We start from the raw sequence: 14,906 nt of genomic DNA, 5'->3' as shown, positions 1-14,906 counted from the left end.
TTTGGGTTTACGGAAGAAAGTATAATTAATAGGGGCTGTCAGTGGCGTGACAGGATTATGACGGTTGTGTCAGACAACAGGTGATGACGGGTATAAGCGTCATCACCATAAATTACATCGCGTGCTTGGGCAGCGTCAGAATAAAGCGAGTGGCATGAGGGTCGGAAGTCACCGAGACTTTTCCTTGATGAGCAGTCACAATCGATTTCACAATCGCCAGACCAATGCCGCTGCCTTCGCCCTTACGCTGTCGTGAAGGGTCCACTCGATAAAAGCGGTCAAAGAGTCGCGGAAGATGTTGCGGGGGAATGGGGTTTCCGGGATTCTCAACGACTATCTGCACCTGGCCATCCGCCTCTTTCACCCGTACGGTTACCGACTCGCCTTTTGGCGTATAGCGCATGGCATTTGACAGCAGATTACTCATTGCCCGGCGTAACATTAATGGGTCGCCTGAAACCCAGCATGCGCGTCCTTCAAACCGTAAACCAACCTCACGCTCTTCAGCCCAGGCTTCGAAAAAGTCGAACACTTTACCGACCTCATCAGCCAGATTGAGCGCTTTTTTTTCTGGGATCAACTGATTGTTATCCGCCTGCGCCAGAAACAGCATATCACTCACCATCTTCGACATACGGCCAAACTCTTCGAGATTGGAATACAGCACATCTTCCAGTTCTTTTTGGCTGCGGGTCTGGCTGAGCGCAATTTCCGTTTGGGTGACGAGGTTAGTAATTGGCGTGCGGATCTCATGGGCAATATCCGCTGAGAAGTTCGACTGGCGTTTAAATACGTCCTCGATGCGTTCGATCATGTGATTAAACGAACTCACCAGCTGTTCCAGTTCAATAGGAACAGCTTGCGGATCGAGGCGTACATCGAGATCTTTCGAGGTGATATTTTGGATGCGACGACTGACGTTACGAATCGGTTCATGACCTTTGTATACGGCGAACAACACGATAAAGACAATCATCATGCTAATCAGCGATGCTGTCATAATCAGCTTGTTTTTCAGATCGTTAATGTAGTGCAGATGAAAGTCGATCGATAATGCCAGATACAGCGTATACGCTGGTTTTCCATCGGCAAGTTGTCCTACCGGCAGGCGAATCATTCGCCAGTTAGACGATGTTTTCTGTCCGTGGATATGTTTGGAGGTTTGCAGTGTGGGGCCTGAGATAATAAAAACATCGCTGGCATGAGCATTTTTATCGGGCCTTGCACTGGCGATAAACTGCCGGAGATCCGGCGCATTGGGCGAATGGAAAATGGCCTTCTGGTTGCTATCTTCCAGAGAAATAATGACGTTCGAATAACCCGCCACCACATTTTTTAGCGTTTCCAGGCGGCGTGATTCGAGCTCGTTGGGTTGGTTAATAATCCTCTCCAGCGTGGCGCTAATCTCTTGTAAATCGTTGATGTCCTGCTCGGCGAAGTGGACTTTCACGGAGTGGATCATTATCCATGCAAAGGCGAAAAATGAAGCAATTGTCGCCAGGCTGATAAAAAAGGTCAGTCGTGTCGCCAGCGAAAAAGGGCGTCGCCATCGTTTACTGGCCATCAGGAACCTCAAGCATATATCCCACACCGCGCACGGTCTGAATCAGTTTCGGCTCAAAATCGTTATCAATTTTGGCGCGCAGACGCTTAACGGCGACGTCGATGGCATTAGTATCGCTGTCAAAATTCATATCCCAGACCTGGGAGGCGATCAGTGAGCGGGGTAAAACTTCCCCCTGATGGCGCAGGAAAAACTCAAGCAGCGTAAACTCTTTGCTGGTCAGGGTGATGCGCGTACCGCTGCGGGTGACTTTCCTGCTGACCAGATCGACCATTAAATCCGCGACCTGAAACTGGCTTTCAACAATCACCGCAGCGCCCCGGCGCAGCAGCGTTCTGACCCGTGCCAGCAGTTCGGCGAAGGCAAACGGTTTAACCAGGTAATCATCAGCACCCAATTCCAGACCTTTAACCCGATGTTCAATGGTACCCAGTGCGGTGAGGAGAAGAATGGGCATTCCTTTGTTGGCGGAACGCAGCATCCGCACGATATCCCAGCCGTTTACATCCGGCAGCATGATGTCGAGTATGAGCAGGTCGTAATCGCCGGTCATCGCCAGGTGATACCCGTTCAGGCCGTTATCCGCCAAATCCACAACAAAACCCGCTTCCGTCAGGCCTTTCGTCAGGTATTCACCGGTTTTTTTCTCATCTTCGACTATCAAAACCTTCATCGCATTCTCCTTCTCGCGCTGGTTGTGCGGACTTTCAATTCTAGGGAAGCGGGATCGGATAGCAATCTGTTATTGGGAAAATGACAGTTTTGTCATTTTCCTGTCACCGGTTAAACAGAGTCACTTCGTTAAAGTACAAGACTATAAATTCCTACTTATTTTAGGGACATCAGTCCGGTCAGGACGAGAAGAACTATGAGCAAATTTAAGCTTCTTACTCTCAGCGCTATATTCGTGCTCGCTGGTTGTTCATTGGCGCCGGACTATCAGCGCCCGGCCTTGCCGGTGCCACAGCAATTTTCTTTAAGCCAGAATTCCCTGGTATCGGCTCCTGGTGAATACCAGGACACGGGGTGGCGAACCTTTTTTGTTGACGACCAGGTGAAGGCGTTGATTGGTGAAGCGCTGATCAATAACCGTGATTTACGCATGGCGACGCTGAAGGTTCAGGAAGCGCGAGCGCAGTATGGCGTCACGGACGCTGACCGTTATCCGCAAATCACGGCAGGCTCCAGCGGTACCTACAGCGGTAAATTAAAAGGTGATAGCAGCACCGATCGTCAATTCGAAGCTGGACTCAATCTCAGTTTCGACCTGGATTTCTTTGGGCGGCTTAAAAATATGAGTGAAGTCGAACGGCAGAACTTCTTCGCCAGCGAAGAGGCGCGTCGGGCGGTGCATATCTTATTAATTTCCAACGTATCGCAAAGTTATTTCAACCAGCGTCTGGCTTACGCGCAGTTGCAAGTTGCCGAAGAAACGCTGCAAAACTATCAGCGCTCTTACGCTTTTGTAGAGAAGCAACTGGTAACCGGTAGCACCAACGTACTGGCGTTGGAACAAGCGCGCGGCGTGATTGAAAGTACGCGTAGCGAAATTGCCAAGCGTAAAGGTGAGTTGGCACAGGCCAATAACGCGCTGCAACTGTTGCTGGGTACATACGGGAAATTACCCGATGACCAGGCGCGCAGCCGTGGGGATATTAAACCGGTAACGCTGCCGCCATCGCTTTCGTCGCAAATACTGTTGCAGCGCCCGGATATTATGGAAGCTGAGCACGGATTATTGGCGGCAAATGCCAATATCGGTGCTGCACGGGCGGCATTTTTTCCGTCGATAACGTTGACCAGTTCCGTGTCCAGTAGCAGTAGCGATCTTTCCAATTTATTTAATGCCTCCAGCGGCATGTGGAATTTTGTCCCCAAAATAGATATTCCAATCTTCAATGCCGGACGTAATCAGTCCAATCTCGACCTGGCAGAAATTCGCCAGCAACAGTCGGTAGTGAATTACGAACAAAAAATTCAGAACGCGTTTAAAGAAGTGGCGGATGCACTGGTGTTACGCCAAAGCATTGCCGATCAAATTAGTGGGCAGCAGCGTTATCTGGATTCATTGCAAATCACACTACAGCGCGCCAGAGCGCTTTATCAGAATGGCGCAGTTAGCTATATCGAAGTATTAGACGCAGAACGTTCTTTATTCGCTACGCGGCAATCGCTGCTCGATCTTAATTACGCCCAACAGGTTAATGAAATTAAACTGTTTGCTGCCTTAGGCGGCGGTTGGGTGGAGTAATCCTTAATATTAACTTTTCAGGAGCATGATGTATGAATACTACCGCCAAAGCCGTACTGTTTAGCCTTTTCTCTGTGGTTATGTTTAACGCCCAGGCCAATGAAAATCAGCATGGCGAGATGATGAATATGCAGCCAGCGGCTCAACAGGAACAACGTATTAGCGCTACCGGGGTGATTGAAGCTGTTGATATGGAGAGTAAAAAAATCACGATCAAACATGACCCTATTCCAGCGGTGAACTGGCCGGCCATGACGATGCGCTTTACGCTGGTTGCTGATACGAAGGCTGATGATATTAAGCCAGGCGATAAGGTCGCGTTTACGTTTGTTCAGCAGGGAAATCTCTCTGTGTTACGCGATATTCACATCAGTAAATAACGTTCTCGCTGGTCTCTTTTATTCTTGCCCGGGTTTTTGCGAACGCGGGCGAGACTATCGCGCAATGGAAATCACTATGGCGTCTTTAAATATTAAAAATACCGCGCTTATTCTCGGTAGCATGATTGCCGGCGGGATTATTTCTGTCGGTGTTTATACTTATTATTCATCGGCAAAAATATCGTCTGTAGCCGGACCAGTTCAGCAAAAAGAAGCCAGAAAAGTGTTGTTCTGGTATGACCCCATGTATCCGAACACGCGCTTTGATAAACCGGGTAAATCACCGTTTATGGATATGGATCTGATCCCGAAATATGCCGATGAAGAGACCGCGAACGCATCATCACCAGGCGTGCGCATCGATCCTACACAGACCCAGAACCTGGGGCTGAAAACAGAGCCAGTGCGTCGTGGACCACTGCACTACGCGCAAACTTTCCCGGCCAACGTTAGTTATAACGAATACCAGTTTGTTATTGTCCAGGCACGCTCTGCGGGCTTTATCGAGAAGGTTTACCCGCTGACCGTGGGGGACAAAATTAAGAAGGGTTCGCCGCTGATCGACCTGACTATTCCTGATTGGGTTGAGGCGCAGAGCGAATATTTATTGCTGCGGGAAACGGGCGGCAGCGCGACGCAGGTGGAAGGGATTCTGGAGAGATTACGTCTGGCTGGAATGCCTGAAGCGGATATTCAGCGCTTAAAATCGACGCGTAAAATTCAGACCCGCTTTACTCTGAAAGCGCCTATCGATGGGGTGATCACCGCATTCGATTTGCGTACCGGTATGAACATTTCCAAAGACAATGTGGTCGCGAAAATTCAGGGTATGGACCCGGTATGGGTTAGCGCGTCGGTCCCGGAATCTATCGCCTGGCTGATTAAAGATGCCTCGCAATTTACCATCACCGTGCCCGCCTGGCCGGATAAGCCTTTCACCATCAGCAAGTGGAGTATCTTACCAAGCGTTGATGCTACCACGCGTACGCTCCAGCTCCGTTTACAGGTCGATAACCCCGACGAGGCGCTCAAGCCCGGGATGAATGCTTACCTGCAACTGAAAACACAAAGCGAGCCAATGCTGCTGATCCCGTCTAAAGCACTGATTGATACGGGTACCGAGCAGCGGGTCATCACCGTTGATAACGAAGGCCGATTTGTGCCGAAACAGGTTGCGGTATTCCATGAATCCCAGGGGCTGACGGCTATCCGCTCCGGCCTGACCGAAGGCGAAAAAGTGGTGTCCAGTGGCCTGTTCCTGATTGATTCTGAAGCGAATATCTCTGGCGCACTGGACCGTATGCGCGCCCAGAACAGTAAGGCGCAAGACGCAGCCGCCATGCCAGCCCAGGCGACCCATTCACACTGAGGACATGATAAATGATTGAATGGATTATCCGTCGTTCGGTGGCAAACCGTTTTCTGGTGATGATGGGGGCGCTGTTTCTTAGCGTCTGGGGAACCTGGACCATCATCAATACGCCGGTTGATGCGCTGCCCGATCTCTCTGATGTTCAGGTGATCGTCAAAACCAGCTATCCGGGGCAGGCGCCGCAAATTGTTGAAAATCAGGTGACCTACCCGCTGACCACCACCATGCTGTCGGTACCCGGCGCGAAAACCGTGCGCGGTTTCTCGCAGTTTGGTGATTCCTACGTGTACGTCATTTTCGAAGATGGTACCGATCCTTACTGGGCGCGCTCGCGCGTACTGGAGTATCTCAACCAGGTTCAGGGAAAATTACCGGCTGGCGTTAGCGCGGAAATGGGACCGGACGCCACGGGCGTCGGCTGGATATTTGAGTACGCGCTGGTGGATCGCAGTGGGAAACATGATCTGGCGGAATTACGTTCTCTTCAGGACTGGTTTTTAAAGTATGAGTTAAAAACGATTCCTAACGTGGCGGAAGTAGCTTCGGTAGGCGGCGTGGTTAAACAGTATCAGGTCGTTATCGATCCGATGAAGCTGACGCAATATGGCATCAGCCTGGCGGACGTGAAATCGGCGCTGGATACGTCGAATCAGGAAGCGGGCGGCTCATCTGTTGAGATGTCTGAAGCGGAATATATGGTCCGCGCCAGTGGATATCTGCAAACGCTCGATGATTTTAATAACATCGTCCTGAAAACAGGGGCCGACGGTGTACCTGTTTACCTGCGCGATGTGGCGCGCGTACAGATTGGGCCGGAAATGCGCCGTGGGATCGCCGAACTGAATGGCGAAGGCGAAGTCGCGGGCGGGGTGGTTATCCTGCGTTCCGGTAAAAATGCGCGTGAGGTGATCTCTGCCGTTAAAGCCAAACTCGACACGCTGAAAAGCAGCCTGCCGGAAGGCGTAGAGGTCGTTACAACATACGATCGCAGTCAGCTCATCGATCGCGCCATTGATAACCTCAGCTACAAGCTGCTGGAAGAGTTTATCGTCGTGGCGCTGGTGTGCGCACTGTTCCTGTGGCATCTACGTTCGGCGCTGGTGGCGATTATTTCCTTGCCGCTGGGGCTGTGTATCGCGTTTATCGTGATGCATTTCCAGGGTTTGAACGCCAACATCATGTCGCTAGGGGGAATTGCCATTGCCGTCGGGGCGATGGTTGATGCCGCAATCGTGATGATTGAAAACGCCCATAAGCGGCTCGAAGAGTGGGGCCATCAGCATCCGAATGAAAAGCTTGATAACGCAACGCGCTGGAAGGTTATTACTGACGCCTCGGTAGAAGTCGGCCCGGCATTGTTCATCAGCCTGTTGATCATCACGTTGTCGTTTATCCCCATTTTCACGCTTGAGGGGCAAGAGGGGCGACTGTTCGGTCCGCTGGCGTTCACCAAAACGTATGCGATGGCAGGCGCGGCGTTTCTGGCCATCGTGGTTATCCCGATCCTGATGGGATTCTGGATCCGCGGAAAAATACCGGCAGAAAGCAGCAACCCGCTTAACCGTTTCCTGATCCGTATTTACCATCCGCTGTTGCTGAAGGTGCTGCACTGGCCCAAGACCACTATTCTGGTGGCGGTGCTTTCAATACTGACGGTTATCTACCCGCTGAATAAAGTTGGTGGTGAATTCCTGCCGCAGATTAACGAAGGCGACCTGCTGTATATGCCTTCGACATTGCCGGGGATCTCAGCGGCGCAGGCAGCGGACATGCTGCAGAAAACCGACAAGCTGATCATGACCGTTCCGGAAGTGGCGCGCGTGTTTGGTAAAACCGGTAAGGCAGAAACCGCAACAGACTCCGCGCCGCTGGAAATGGTTGAAACGACGATCCAACTGAAGCCGCAGGACCAGTGGCGTCCGGGGATGACGATGGACAAAATCATCGCCGAGCTGGACAAAACAGTACGCTTGCCGGGCCTGGCGAATCTGTGGGTTCCGCCGATTCGTAACCGTATCGACATGCTCTCTACGGGGATCAAAAGCCCAATTGGCATTAAGGTGTCGGGTAATGTTCTGGCAGATATCGACGCCACGGCCGAGCAAATTGAAGAGGTGGCCAGAACCGTGCCGGGTGTATCTTCGGCGCTGGCCGAGCGTCTGGTGGGCGGACGCTATCTCAACGTAGATATTAATCGTGAAAGAGCGGCCCGGTACGGCATGACTGTAGGTGCTGTGCAGCTGTTTGTCACTTCAGCGGTAGGAGGGGCAATGGTGGGCGAAACGGTGGAAGGGATTGCACGCTATCCTATCAACCTGCGCTATGCGCAGAGCTATCGTGATAGCCCGGAAGCATTGCGTAATCTGCCGATTCTGACGCCCATGAAACAGCAAATTACGCTGGCGGATGTCGCCGATGTGACGGTGGTTTCGGGGCCTTCGATGCTGAAAACCGAAGATGCGCGACCAACCAGTTGGATTTACATCGACGCCCGAGATCGTGACATGGTCTCAGTGGTGAACGATCTGAAAAAGGCTATTGCTGAAAAGGTCCAGTTAAAGCCGGGGACCAGTGTGGCGTTTTCGGGGCAATTCGAGCTGCTTGAGCGCGCCAGCCATAAGCTCAAGTTGATGGTGCCAATGACGCTGATGATTATCTTCGTATTGCTTTATCTGGCCTTCCGTCGCTTTGGCGAAGCGCTGCTGATTATCACCAGTGTGCCTTTTGCGCTGGTGGGCGGTATCTGGTTCCTTTACTGGATGGGGTTCCATATGTCGGTTGCAACCGGAACCGGATTTATCGCCCTGGCAGGTGTTGCTGCGGAGTTTGGCGTGGTGATGCTGATGTACTTGCGCCACGCTATTGAAGCCGAACCCGCGCTGGAAAATCCGCAAACCTTTACGGCGGACAAGCTGGATGAAGCGTTATATCACGGTGCTGTGCTGCGCGTGCGGCCAAAAGCGATGACTGTGGCGGTGATTATCGCGGGTCTGTTACCTATCTTGTGGGGGACGGGAGCAGGCTCAGAAGTCATGAGCCGCATAGCCGCGCCGATGATTGGCGGCATGATCACCGCACCATTGCTGTCGCTATTCATTATTCCGGCTGCGTATAAGCTGATGTGGCTGCACAGACACCGCGGTCAAAAATAATACTCTAAAGCGCGCGCCTGCATTCGGATTTGTTGCCGAAGCAGGCGCCGCGTTATACCTCCAGTGCCTTCACGCGTTTGCGGTACTCACCCGGCGTGCAGCCAAATTCCCGTAAAAAGACTTTATGGAATGACGATTCGCTGGCGTAGCCTACCGACTCGGCCACCACAACCAATGGCTGCGACCCACGTGACAGCATCTGGGCAGCGAATTGCAGGCGTAAAGTGGTTAATACTGCGAGCGGCGTGGAGTTTGAGACTTCACGAAATAGCTGCGCGAAGCTGGCCCGCGACATATGTGCACGTTTCGCCAATTCTTCGACGGTCCAGGCAAACGCCGGTGACTCCAGCATCATGAAGACGACAGCCCCTAGTTTGGGATGAAGCAGTAGATTCAACACGTTTTGAACGGGGGTCGCCTTGGTTAACCATTCGCGAACGGCTAAGGCGAACAGTGTGGCGCATTGTTGACTGCAGACTACACTGGAACCTGGCAGAGTACTCATGGATTCCTGTTGCATCAACGCAATCATGGCCTTGAGCCAATGGCTGACAGGGCTATTTTCATCAGGTGCCAGAACCAATACTTCCGGTAACGCAGTTAAAAAATAGCGTGAGGAAGCGTGCAATCGAAGGCTGCCACAAACAATGTGTGTTTGTTCATCGCCAGACTGGCAGAGCCGATGTGCGGAGTTTTGCGGCAGGATCACGATAGTACCGGGCCGCAGAGTAAAAGATGTCCCATCGGGCATGTCCAGTTGGGCTGCCCCTTGTGTGACCGTATGCCAGCGGATAATGGACAATTCACCTGCTGCGTGCGGCAGTTGCCAGTCCCTGCTCAGCAGGCAATTTTGATCGATCGAGCCTTGTGGGTCGTTAAGCATCAGTAATCGGCTAAGGGCATCCATGGAGACTCCTGAACATTTTTTGTTGTCGTTTATTGAAACGATATTATCTCTTTATTTTATTATTATATTAATACCTTCAAAGTGTTAGTGTAATAATTCATTCTCGAAATGTTAGTCATCTTTAAGGCTGATTTAGACGATCTGACAGTTATTGGCGAGTTGTGGATACATTGTTCTGGCAGAGTTAGAGCTATATTTCAGTTCATCAAACGAACAGTGACTTGGCGGAGAGACAGCATGAATCAGTATCAGGCGATTATTATTGGATTTGGCAAAGCGGGTAAAACGCTGGCGGCAACACTGGCCAAAACGGGTTGGCGGGTAGCGATTATTGAACAGTCAAACACCATGTATGGCGGGACATGCATCAACATCGGCTGTATCCCAACCAAAACCCTGGTACATGATGCTGAACTTCAGCATGACTTTGCCGAAGCAATGCAACGCAAGGCCTCTGTTGTCAGTTTTCTGCGCGATAAAAATTTCCATAATCTTGCCGATCTGGAAAACGTGGATGTGATTGAAGGTCGTGCTGAATTCGTTGATAACCATACTGTGCGAGTCGTGCAGTCAACAGGCGAGATTGAGCTGAGCGGCGAGAAAATCTTTATTAATACTGGCGCCCAGTCAACGATTCCAAACGTTGAGGGATTAACCACGACACCTGGCGTATTTGACAGCACCGGGCTGTTGAATTTGACGCAACGTCCAGAGCGTCTGGGCATTTTGGGCGGTGGGTATATCGGCGTTGAATTCGCATCGATGTTTGCCAACTTTGGTAGCAAAGTCACTATTTATGAAGCAGCTCCGCAGTTTTTGCCTCGTGAGAACCGGGATATTGCTGACGCTATCGCCAACATTTTACGCGACAAAGGTGTCGAGTTGATCCTCAATGCCAACGTGCAGTCGGTCTCCTCTCATGATGGTGCAGTACAGCTGCACATGCCGGAGGGGACCCAGACGGTGGATGCGCTGTTGGTAGCATCAGGTCGCAAACCGGCGACAGAAAACCTGCAATTGCAGAAAGCGGGTGTGGATGTAAACGATCGTGGTGCCATTGTTGTGAATAAATATTTGCGTACATCGGCAGACAATATTTGGGCAATGGGCGATGTCACTGGTGGATTACAATTTACCTATATTTCGCTGGATGACTTCCGTATTGTGCGCGACAACCTGCTGGGCGAGGGGTTACGTAACACGGGCGATCGTCAAAATGTACCGTATTCCGTCTTTATGACGCCGCCGCTTTCCCGCGTAGGAATGACTGAAGAACAGGCTCGCGCCAGCGGTGCGGCGGTGCAAGTCGTGACGTTGCCGGTAGCGGCTATCCCGCGAGCGCGGGTGATGAATGATACGCTTGGTGTTCTTAAAGCGGTGGTGGATAGTGAAACGAAACAAATATTAGGCGTATCGCTGCTGTGCGTGGATTCTCATGAAATGATTAATATCATCAAGACGGTTATGGACGCGGGGTTACCTTATACCACATTGCGTGACCAGATATTTACCCATCCAAGTATGAGCGAATCATTAAACGATCTCTTTTCTCTCATAAAATGATAATAACGTAGTCTGCATATTTGCCCCACCCGTGTGGGGCTTTTTTTATTTGTTTTTTATACTCCTGATACTAATTGACAGTTATTCTGGCGTTACGGATGAAATAAAATAAAGTGACATGTTTTATTATATTCCCACTGAAATAACTCGTTAATGGAAATAGAAATGAACATGTTTAAGTCTACGTTACTAATGACTGCGTTACTGACTGCTCCGGTGACATTTTCCGCGTTAGCGCAAACAGAGGTTGCCCACGTTAGCGTATCAGCCGTGTCTGGCTCTCCTTCCGTGATGGAAGATGCCATTGCGAAACTGGCGCAGGAAAAGAATGCGACTTCCTGGAAAATTACCTCAATGCGCATTGATAGCAGCACTCACGCAACGGCAATTTTGTACAAGTGAGGAGAGCCGGGATGGAAAAGTATCTTCGTATATTGGGCAAAGGCGATAGAGTTGGATTAACCTTGATTCGCCTGAGTATCGCGATTGTTTTTATCTGGATTGGTTTATTAAAATTTGTACCTTACGAAGCCGACAGCATTACGCCGTTTGTCGCCAATAGTCCGGTAATGTCATTTTTTTATGAGCATCCAGAAGAATACAAACAACATTTAACCCACGAAGGTGAATTCAAACCGCAGGCTCGTGAATGGCAGACGGCGAATAACACGTATACGTTCTCAAATGGCCTGGGCGTAGTCGAAGTTCTTATCGCTTTGCTGGTGCTGGCTAATCCTGTTAGCCGCTGGTTGGGATTAATTGGCGGCGTTCTGGCATTTGCCACACCAATTGTTACCTTATCATTTTTAATAACCACACCAGAAGCGTGGGTAATGCCGCTGGGTGATTTACACCACGGATTTCCGTACTTGTCAGGCGCCGGGCGGTTGGTGTTGAAAGACACGTTAATGTTGGCGGGAGCAGTGATGATCATCGCAGATTCATCCCGATCAATAATTAAGCAGCGGTATTGAATTTTTAACGTTGTGCCCTCTGTAAGATAGCAAGCCACTATAGTTCGATTCGGTACTTACCGGGCCAGCAGGATGCTGGCTTTTTTTCTGACTTAAGGTAAATTTATTAAGTATATATAAATTGCAATTATTCAATTTAGAAGCATAACGAGTCAGAGCTATATTTTTAGTTAATGATAGAGTGCAGTAAACATCTTCTCTTATCCCCCCGCGATAGCACGCCAACCCGCATGTTGCTTAGCCCCTCCATCATGATGGCTTTATTTTTTTCTGTACAATTCTTGCTATTTGTTATCTCAAAACCTCATTTTAAAAAATTTTGTTATTCGCTTTTGTTATAGCCAGTACGCAAGTTCGCGTGGTTTAAGGCCTGGCTTGAGCTAGAATTAATCCTGATTAAATGTTTTTACGTATCAATAACTGACTAAAGATAGTTAAAAACTTAACTTTTAACCAACTGTTTGACATGGAATCCACTATGGTAATTAAGCACCAGGGGTGGATGCTGATCTCGCGTTTTGTGAGTAACCAAAAGCGGGACATATCTTAAATATGGAAATAAGGGTTTTAGAATGAGCTTTGGCTTAGCAAAGGAAGACAAGTTTGAAATCATCGCTATCCTTCGTGAAGAGCTTCATAAGAAAACGAAACTGGAAATCCTGTGTGGAGACAGTAGCGTTATCACGCAGTTAGAGAAAGTTGATTTCGAACGGTTTGTCATCTCCGGACACGGAGACATTGTTCCTGAAAAGGTCCAATACTTTATCCTGCACAGCGAAAGCGGGATTGTAAAATTTACTGCCAGGTTCGAACAAACCTCGTCAGCAGGTGCGGAAGCAGGATTATCCTACTTCATCCCGGATATGATTTTCTTTGCCCAGCAGAGACAAAATCAGCGTTTTTCATTCCTGAAAGGCTATGACTTTTTCTGTTTTGGTCGTTACAAAAATGGAGAAAACTACTCTCTCAAGATTAAAAATATCTCGCAGGGTGGTTGTGCGTTAATCGTTAAAGATGTAAACGCCCGTTTTCTTTATAAAGATGCGGTGATTAAAAATGCATCTCTGGATTTCGATACATTTGGCAGTTTACAACTGGACTTAAAAGTGATCGATGTCGTCCCGATCAATGAATTTGATGAGGATAACCAGTTGTATTCCTGTCATCAGATCTCATGTGAGTTCGACTTTAAAAATCGTCGTGAAGAGACTGAAGTCGAGAAAATCATTATTAAATTTTTAATGAGTAACAAGATTAGAAGCTTATAAGGAACGGTGAACAGGATGTTGATGTGTGGCAGTGATAATTTTGTGGGCAATGGTATGTTTGCCTACCTGACCAGCAAACATGTACCGATACAAACATTCCAGTTTGAGGATATGTTGCATCAGTCATCATTATGCCAGCATCAAACCATGGTTTTTAATATCATTGATAATGAACAAGCGTGTTCAGACATTGTTCAGTTTTTGAATAAAAACCGATTCAAATTTTATAATAACGTCGTGGTGATTGTTGCTGATAGTTTGGTGGCGAAATTATGCGTAGAGTTATTATATGTCGAAAAAACAATAGTTTTGACTGAAAAATCTTCACTGCGTGATTTTGGTCAATTGGCAACATTATCAGTCGGGAAATGGAACCCCCGACTGTATCGTTCGCAGAAGAGATTAACCGAAAGAGAACAGCAGATCCTGAACTTACTGGTAAGTGGTTATACAGCCAAAGAAATTTCTGAGTTAGTTAGCCTGAACTATAAAACGATTCAGGCACATAAGATGAGAGTCGTCGCCAAGCTTGGCCTGACCAATACCTCTGATTTAAATAAGTTAATTGTCAGATTTACCCATCCTATGTCTTTTTTACCCTAACCTGACCATTCTTTTCTGATGTAATACACCTAATAGTAGATACAATTTGGGAGTGATTTTGACTGGTTTTTAATTTTATGATTTGTAGAGGGAGAGGGGAATGTTTAATTCCAATGAGGTGCTAACTGCGCTTGAAAAGGCTTTGAATACCAGTCAACTTTATATGGTTTATCAGCCTATTTTCAATTTGCATGCCCAGCGTATAAGCGGATTTGAAGCATTAATGCGTTGGAATAGTCCTCAGATGGGTATGATCTCTCCCGATGTTTTTATTACCTTACTGGAAGATAGCGGCAATATTATTTCCATTGAAGATATGGTTACTCACTCTCCGTGGGATGTTGCAACTTCCTGGCCTGACCCCATTGTATTATCCGTCAATATTTCCGCGCTTGAATTCTGCGATCCTCTGTTACCCCAACGCGTCAGACAAAATCTTGCCACTTCCGGATTGCCGGTCCATCGATGCCAAATAGAGGTCACGGAAACGTCACCGCTGTGTGACAGCCAGATTGCGGCTAAAAATATGAAAGAATTAAAGGCGATAGGGGTCAAGCTTGCACTTGATGATTTTGGAACCGGCCATGCTAATCTTAATTACCTGTTGAAATATCCTTTTGACACCTTAAAGATTGATAAGGAATTTGTCACCGGTATTGAGCCCGACACCCGATCAACAAAGATTGTTGAGGGTATTATTTCACTGGCGCATAATTTTGGCATTGAAGTTCTTGCCGAAGGGGTGGAAACCCAGTCCCAGCTGGAGCGGTTGATGCAGATTGGTTGTGACAAAATTCAAGGCTTTTTCATTTCTCCCCCAGTGCTGGCAGAAGAGATCCCTTCACTCTTAGCACAATATAATCGTTAATCCC

At 48.7% G+C, this 14,906-nt stretch carries 13 protein-coding genes; 10 read left to right on the top strand and 3 right to left on the bottom strand.

Annotated elements, in window-relative coordinates; all coding sequences use genetic code 11:
* Positions 1-112: 112 nt before the first annotated feature.
* Together LY264_RS17905 and cusR are read right to left on the bottom strand one after the other, a co-directional pair.
* Positions 113-1,564, bottom strand: coding sequence for a Cu(+)/Ag(+) sensor histidine kinase (locus LY264_RS17905; RefSeq protein WP_048226191.1), 1,452 nt, complete (start codon positions 1,562-1,564; stop codon positions 113-115).
* Positions 1,554-2,237, bottom strand: a complete 684-nt coding sequence (gene cusR / locus LY264_RS17900; protein ID WP_048226190.1) for a copper response regulator transcription factor CusR — start codon at positions 2,235-2,237, stop codon at positions 1,554-1,556. Before cusR ends, LY264_RS17905 begins: the two co-directional genes overlap by 11 nt.
* Positions 2,238-2,432: 195 nt before the next feature.
* Here cusR and LY264_RS17895 point away from each other — a divergent pair, with 195 nt between their 5' ends.
* From LY264_RS17895 to LY264_RS17880, 4 genes are all read left to right on the top strand, one after another.
* A complete protein-coding gene (locus tag LY264_RS17895; RefSeq protein ID WP_048226188.1) occupies positions 2,433-3,815 on the top strand; it encodes an efflux transporter outer membrane subunit in 1,383 nt (460 codons plus the stop codon).
* A gap of 32 nt (positions 3,816-3,847) precedes the next feature.
* Positions 3,848-4,195, top strand: coding sequence for a cation efflux system protein CusF (cusF, locus tag LY264_RS17890; protein ID WP_048226186.1), 348 nt, complete (start codon positions 3,848-3,850; stop codon positions 4,193-4,195).
* Between the two features lie 76 nt (positions 4,196-4,271).
* A complete protein-coding gene (locus LY264_RS17885; RefSeq protein WP_008784024.1) occupies positions 4,272-5,564 on the top strand; it encodes an efflux RND transporter periplasmic adaptor subunit in 1,293 nt (430 codons plus the stop codon).
* A gap of 11 nt (positions 5,565-5,575) precedes the next feature.
* The gene (locus LY264_RS17880; protein WP_048226184.1) at positions 5,576-8,719 is read left to right on the top strand and encodes a CusA/CzcA family heavy metal efflux RND transporter; all 3,144 of its coding nucleotides are present in this window, start codon (positions 5,576-5,578) and stop codon (positions 8,717-8,719) included.
* Between the two features lie 52 nt (positions 8,720-8,771).
* On the opposite strand, the gene rclR is transcribed toward LY264_RS17880, so the two are convergent.
* On the bottom strand, positions 8,772-9,626 hold the full coding sequence (gene rclR / locus LY264_RS17875) for a reactive chlorine-specific transcriptional regulator RclR (RefSeq protein WP_048214745.1): 855 nt from the start codon (positions 9,624-9,626) through the stop codon (positions 8,772-8,774).
* Between the two features lie 237 nt (positions 9,627-9,863).
* Between rclR and rclA the strand changes: the two genes are divergently transcribed.
* The 6 genes from rclA to LY264_RS17845 all read left to right on the top strand — a co-directional run bounded on the left by rclA (position 9,864) and on the right by LY264_RS17845 (position 14,902).
* The gene (rclA, locus tag LY264_RS17870) at positions 9,864-11,189 is read left to right on the top strand and encodes a reactive chlorine resistance oxidoreductase RclA (protein ID WP_048226183.1); all 1,326 of its coding nucleotides are present in this window, start codon (positions 9,864-9,866) and stop codon (positions 11,187-11,189) included.
* A gap of 171 nt (positions 11,190-11,360) precedes the next feature.
* Complete coding sequence (gene rclB, locus LY264_RS17865) at positions 11,361-11,591, top strand: reactive chlorine resistance periplasmic protein RclB (RefSeq protein ID WP_048226462.1); 231 nt, start codon at positions 11,361-11,363, stop codon at positions 11,589-11,591.
* An 11-nt stretch (positions 11,592-11,602) separates the two neighbouring features.
* Complete coding sequence (gene rclC, locus LY264_RS17860; protein ID WP_008784029.1) at positions 11,603-12,163, top strand: reactive chlorine resistance membrane protein RclC; 561 nt, start codon at positions 11,603-11,605, stop codon at positions 12,161-12,163.
* Between the two features lie 572 nt (positions 12,164-12,735).
* Positions 12,736-13,431, top strand: coding sequence for a flagellar brake protein (locus LY264_RS17855; protein WP_048226180.1), 696 nt, complete (start codon positions 12,736-12,738; stop codon positions 13,429-13,431).
* Positions 13,432-13,452: 21 nt separating this feature from the next.
* On the top strand, positions 13,453-14,034 hold the full coding sequence (locus LY264_RS17850; protein WP_171846098.1) for a helix-turn-helix transcriptional regulator: 582 nt from the start codon (positions 13,453-13,455) through the stop codon (positions 14,032-14,034).
* Between the two features lie 100 nt (positions 14,035-14,134).
* The gene (locus tag LY264_RS17845; RefSeq protein ID WP_048226179.1) at positions 14,135-14,902 is read left to right on the top strand and encodes a putative bifunctional diguanylate cyclase/phosphodiesterase; all 768 of its coding nucleotides are present in this window, start codon (positions 14,135-14,137) and stop codon (positions 14,900-14,902) included.
* The last annotated feature ends 4 nt before the right edge of the window (positions 14,903-14,906 follow it).

The organism is Citrobacter portucalensis (genome assembly GCF_023374935.1).
Classification (GTDB): domain Bacteria; phylum Pseudomonadota; class Gammaproteobacteria; order Enterobacterales; family Enterobacteriaceae; genus Citrobacter; species Citrobacter portucalensis.
The sequence above is the reverse complement of the archived record's forward strand: the minus strand, read 5'-3'. Positions and strand labels throughout refer to the sequence as shown.

Excerpts from the sequence above, each read along its gene's own strand:
- LY264_RS17905 (WP_048226191.1), bottom strand. The coding sequence starts at position 1,564 with ATGGCCAGTAAACGATGGCGACGCCCTTTTTCGCTGGCGACACGACTG.
- cusR (WP_048226190.1), bottom strand. The coding sequence starts at position 2,237 with ATGAAGGTTTTGATAGTCGAAGATGAGAAAAAAACCGGTGAATACCTG.
- LY264_RS17895 (WP_048226188.1), top strand. The coding sequence starts at position 2,433 with ATGAGCAAATTTAAGCTTCTTACTCTCAGCGCTATATTCGTGCTCGCT.
- cusF (WP_048226186.1), top strand. The coding sequence starts at position 3,848 with ATGAATACTACCGCCAAAGCCGTACTGTTTAGCCTTTTCTCTGTGGTT.
- LY264_RS17885 (WP_008784024.1), top strand. The coding sequence starts at position 4,272 with ATGGCGTCTTTAAATATTAAAAATACCGCGCTTATTCTCGGTAGCATG.
- LY264_RS17880 (WP_048226184.1), top strand. The coding sequence starts at position 5,576 with ATGATTGAATGGATTATCCGTCGTTCGGTGGCAAACCGTTTTCTGGTG.
- rclR (WP_048214745.1), bottom strand. The coding sequence starts at position 9,626 with ATGGATGCCCTTAGCCGATTACTGATGCTTAACGACCCACAAGGCTCG.
- rclA (WP_048226183.1), top strand. The coding sequence starts at position 9,864 with ATGAATCAGTATCAGGCGATTATTATTGGATTTGGCAAAGCGGGTAAA.
- rclB (WP_048226462.1), top strand. The coding sequence starts at position 11,361 with ATGTTTAAGTCTACGTTACTAATGACTGCGTTACTGACTGCTCCGGTG.
- rclC (WP_008784029.1), top strand. The coding sequence starts at position 11,603 with ATGGAAAAGTATCTTCGTATATTGGGCAAAGGCGATAGAGTTGGATTA.
- LY264_RS17855 (WP_048226180.1), top strand. The coding sequence starts at position 12,736 with ATGAGCTTTGGCTTAGCAAAGGAAGACAAGTTTGAAATCATCGCTATC.
- LY264_RS17850 (WP_171846098.1), top strand. The coding sequence starts at position 13,453 with ATGTGTGGCAGTGATAATTTTGTGGGCAATGGTATGTTTGCCTACCTG.
- LY264_RS17845 (WP_048226179.1), top strand. The coding sequence starts at position 14,135 with ATGTTTAATTCCAATGAGGTGCTAACTGCGCTTGAAAAGGCTTTGAAT.